Annotated in this window: 1 protein-coding gene; it reads left to right on the forward strand. The window is 73.2% G+C overall.

All coding sequences use genetic code 11. The features are described from left to right. Positions 1–1,382: amino acid adenylation domain-containing protein (locus G4D86_RS51620; RefSeq protein WP_164003082.1), on the forward strand; the 1,382-nt coding region annotated here is incomplete at both ends.

Here is a 1,382-nt window from a genome sequence, read left to right on the forward strand (position 1 = left end):
CTGCACGTCGGCCCCGAGGTGCTCGTGGGCCTGTGCGTGGAGCGCTCCGCGCAGCTGGTGGTGGGCATGCTCGCCATCCTCAAGGCCGGCGGCGCCTTCCTCTGCCTCGACCCGTCCCTCCCCTCCGCGCGGCTCGCACTCATGCTGGAGGACTCCGCCCTCCAGGTGCTCGTGACACACGAGGCCCTGCTCCACCAGCTCCCCGCGTCCCTGCCCTGCGTGCCCTGCTGCCTCGAGGCCGACGCGGCGGCAATCTCCCACCAGCCCACCACGCCGCCCGGCGTCGACGTCTTCCCCAGCCAGCTCGCCTACGCCATCTACACCTCGGGTAGCACCGGCCGCCCCAAGGGCACCCTGCTGAGCCACCGCGGGCTGACCAACTCCGCGCTCGCCGCCGCCCAGGCCCACCGGCTCTCCGCCTCCAGCCGCGTCCTGCAGTTCGCCTCCCCGGCCTTCGACGCCGCCATTCTCGAAATCTTCGCCCCGCTGCTCGCGGGCGCCACCCTCCTGCTGGCGCCCCGGGAGCGGCTGCTGCCGGACGCCCCGCTGCGCACCCTGCTGCGCGAGGGGCACATCACCACCGTCACCCTGACGCCCTCGGTGCTGGCGCAGCTGTCTCACGAGGAGCTGCCCCTGCTCCGCACCGTCATCTCCGCGGGCGAGGCGCTGCCCGCCGAGGTGGCCCGGCGCTGGAGCCAGGGCCGCACCCTGCTCAATGCCTACGGGCCCACCGAGGCCACCGTCTGCGCCTCCATCACCCCGCAGTCCGTCTCCCCCTCCGAGCCCTCCATCGGCAAGCCCTGGCCCAACACCCAGCTGTACGTGCTGGACGCCCACCTGCGCCCGGTGCCCGTCGGCGTGCCCGGCGAGCTGTTCATCGGCGGCGTGGGCCTGGCGCGTGGCTACCTGCGCCGTCCGGAGCTCACCGCCGAGCGCTTCATCCCCCACCCCTTCAGCACCGAGCCCGGTGCCCGCCTGTACCGCACCGGAGACCTGGTGCGCTGGCGGGCCAACGGCGAAGTCGAATACCTGGGGCGCACCGACTCGCAGGTGAAGCTGCGTGGCTTCCGGATTGAGTTGGGAGAGGTGGAGTCCTCCCTGGAGGAGCACGCCTCCGTGCTCCAGGCCGTGGCCATGGTGCGCGAGGACGTGCCGGGGCTGCGGCGACTGGTGGCGTACCTGGTGCCCGCGCCCGGGGAGGCGCTGGACACGGCCGCGCTGCGTGCCTCGCTCCAGCAGCGGCTGCCCGACTACATGGTGCCCTCCGCCTTCGCCGTGCTTCAGGCCCTGCCCCTCACCTCCAGCGGCAAGGTGGACCGCAAGGCCCTGACGGCTCCGCAGGCGTCTTCCTCCTCCGAGTTTGTCGCTCCTCGTACTCCCAC

This window comes from Pyxidicoccus caerfyrddinensis, from assembly GCF_010894405.1.
Classification (GTDB): domain Bacteria; phylum Myxococcota; class Myxococcia; order Myxococcales; family Myxococcaceae; genus Myxococcus; species Myxococcus caerfyrddinensis.